The 2,719-nt window shown below is 69.0% G+C and carries 3 protein-coding genes and 1 pseudogene; all 4 read left to right on the forward strand.

The window, feature by feature from the left end; all coding sequences use genetic code 11:
• A pseudogene (locus tag ACWGJ2_RS40165) lies at positions 1-707 on the forward strand (hypothetical protein); the annotation flags it as partial.
• Positions 708-758: 51 nt separating this feature from the next.
• Positions 759-1,268, forward strand: coding sequence for a RipA family octameric membrane protein (locus tag ACWGJ2_RS40170; RefSeq protein WP_453351369.1), 510 nt, complete (start codon positions 759-761; stop codon positions 1,266-1,268).
• Between the two features lie 240 nt (positions 1,269-1,508).
• A complete protein-coding gene (locus ACWGJ2_RS40175) occupies positions 1,509-1,643 on the forward strand; it encodes a hypothetical protein (RefSeq protein ID WP_453351370.1) in 135 nt (44 codons plus the stop codon).
• Complete coding sequence (locus tag ACWGJ2_RS40180; protein WP_453351371.1) at positions 1,627-2,520, forward strand: methyltransferase domain-containing protein; 894 nt, start codon at positions 1,627-1,629, stop codon at positions 2,518-2,520. The genes ACWGJ2_RS40175 and ACWGJ2_RS40180 overlap by 17 nt, the downstream gene beginning before the upstream one ends.
• Positions 2,521-2,719 lie beyond the last annotated feature (199 nt).

Below are 2,719 nucleotides of genomic sequence, written 5' to 3' on the forward strand. Positions count from 1 at the left end.
GTACCTACGAGGAGGAGATGGTCTGGACCTTCCGTCGACGGTTCGGTCGGCTCGTGGCGGTCGGGCAGCCCGGTGAACGGCTCCCGCTGCCCGGCGCCCAGCGGTTCTATCTGCCCCTGCACGGCTGGCAGCCGGTGGTTAGCGAGCTGATCGGCCGCGCCCGCCTGGTCGTCCTCGTCGCGGGAACGGGCCCGGGCACCCTGTGGGAACTCACCGAGGCGGTAAGGCTGTTAACGCCGGAACAACTGCTCCCGCTCGTGATGGGGGACGAGCGGGCGTACCGCCGCTTTCAAGAGGCTGTGCCCGGGGCATTCGCCGAACGGGCACAACAGCTGCGCGCCGAGGGAACGGAGCCCGTCCCGGCCCCGGTCTTTCCCGACTACCCGTCGCTGCACGATCCGATGTTCAGCGGCACGTTGCTCGGGCTCCAGGGAATCATCCACTTCGACTCGGCCTGGGTGCCGACGGTCACGCGTGTCGACGTCACCGCCGTCCGGGCCCTCACCTCGACTGGACGAGTGCTCAAGACGCAGCGCAAGCAGCTGCGGCCGGTCCTCACGCACGTGGCGCGGCGCCTTCCCGGCGAAGCCCCGTCCCGACTCACCGGCGGGCGCCGGTGGCTGCGGGGCCTCCGTGTCGGAGCGCCACGCGGTTCCGTCGAGGGGACCGACGAGGAAGGGCTCGGTTCTGCCGCGCGGCGAGACTGAGTTGCCGTCCCGGACTGGCGGCGGGCGGGGCCGTACCGCGATGATCGGCGCATGACCGGCATCCGGGAAGCGCTCTGGAACGACTCCGTCGGACCATCGTCCTACGCGGACGCGGAGGAGAAATATCAGAGCGCCGTGTTCGAGCAGTACAAGCTGTGTGTGGAGATGGCCGACCGGGTGAGCGCCCGGCGGAATCTGGCCAACACCTTCTTCCTGTCGCTCAACAGCGTCATCATCACCGTCCTGACGCCCCTGCTGGGCGATCTCGGCGGGCGGGTTTCGGTCTGGCTGATGCTGCCCGGCCTGCTGATCCTCCTCTCCATGTGCGTGGCCTGGTACATGCTGGTCCGTTCCTACCGGCAGCTCAACGGGGCAAAGTTCGCGGTAATCGGCGCCATGGAGGAACGGTTGCCGGCCTTCGCCTACTCCCGCGCGGAGTGGCGGGCACTTGGCGAGGGCAAGGACTGGCGCCGGTATCTTCCCTTCTCCCACGTCGAACAGTCGGTCCCGGTCATCTTCGTGCTGGCCTACCTCATGGGGTTCCTCGTCCTGACCCGGTGACGCACTGGTCGGCCCGCACGCTCGTGGAGTCGACAACGGCCTCGGCCGGAGCGGACTGCATCATGGACAGCGTGGCCTCAGAAAACGTGTTCTCAAAGACGCTTCACCGTGGGTCGGGAGCCGGGAGAGGACCAGCTACGGGACCACGATGCGCTGCCCTGCGCATCCGTGCGCTGTGGCGATCACCACCTCGCTGAGAGGACACTGCCCCCGCACGCGCATCCCCATGAGGAGGACTCGATGGCGGAACACCGACAGGACAGCAACGGCCAGTACGGCGGGGATCACAGCAGCCCAGGCGATCCGGGCAATCCCATTCCTGAGTCCGACGACGACCCCGACGACAGCGATGGCGACGATGACGGCACCGAGTGAGGTCACCGTCGGCACGGCGGACGTGGCAGCGCTTCGTGCCGCCTGCGGCACGAAGATCGACCGCATCCACAACGGGTACCTCCGGCACCGGCCCTGGCTGCGCGAAGCGTTCCAGGCAGTGCCGCGCGAGCACTTCGTCCCTGACCGGGTGTGGTCGGCGCGGCCCCGCACCGACGGTCTGCACCGCGTCATCGATCGCGCGAAACAGCCGGATGTCTGGCTGAAGCGGATCTACGAGCCGCTGGACGCACTGATCACCCAGGTCGCCGACGGCAGCGTACTCGTCGAGGACGGGCCCACGGACGCCGAGTGGACCTCGTCGATCTCGTGCGCCTCGGTGTGCGTGAGCATGCTCCACCACCTCGCTCCCCGGCCCGGCGAGAAGGTCCTGGAGATCGGCACCGGCACCGGCTACACCGCCGCCCTGCTCTCCCACCGCATCGGCGACACCCACGTCACCAGCGTCGAGATCGACCCCGGCATCGCCTCACGGGCCGAGGAGAACCTGCGCGCCCTGGACCTCAACCCGCACCTCGTCGTGGGCGACGGTGAGAAGGGGTGGCCCGCGGGCGCCCCGTACGACCGGCTCATCTCCACGGCCGCCGTCCGGCGCATCCCGCCCGCCTGGCCGCAGCAGGTACGCCGAGGGGGCGTCATCATCACCCCATTGTCCTCGCCGTTCGGCTGCGACGGGCTGTGCCGTCTGGTCTGTGACGGAGAAGGCGACGCGAAGGGAAACCTGATCAGTGGCGTTACCTTCATGAAGGTCCGCGGCCAGCGCGAGCAGTGCTCCTTTCGCGACCTGGGCTGGCCCGAATGGAGCGACTACCAGGTCACCGTCCAGGGCGGCGAACAGCGCATCCGTACCAGCGGCTGACCATCGCTCCAGGGCCCGTGAAACCGTGATCCGCCCGCTTGCCAGACCCGTCGTACGGGGCACTGTAAGAGTAGTGGCGCGGGCCAACATACCCGGTGAGAGGGGGGCCACTGGGGGCGAAGAGCACCACGCGGATCCCGAGGCGTCCGGGGGGGTGGTTATAATCACCCGCGCGCGGGCCGTTCGCGACGCGGGCGGG

The sequence above is a fragment of the Streptomyces sp. NPDC054796 genome (assembly GCF_053611545.1).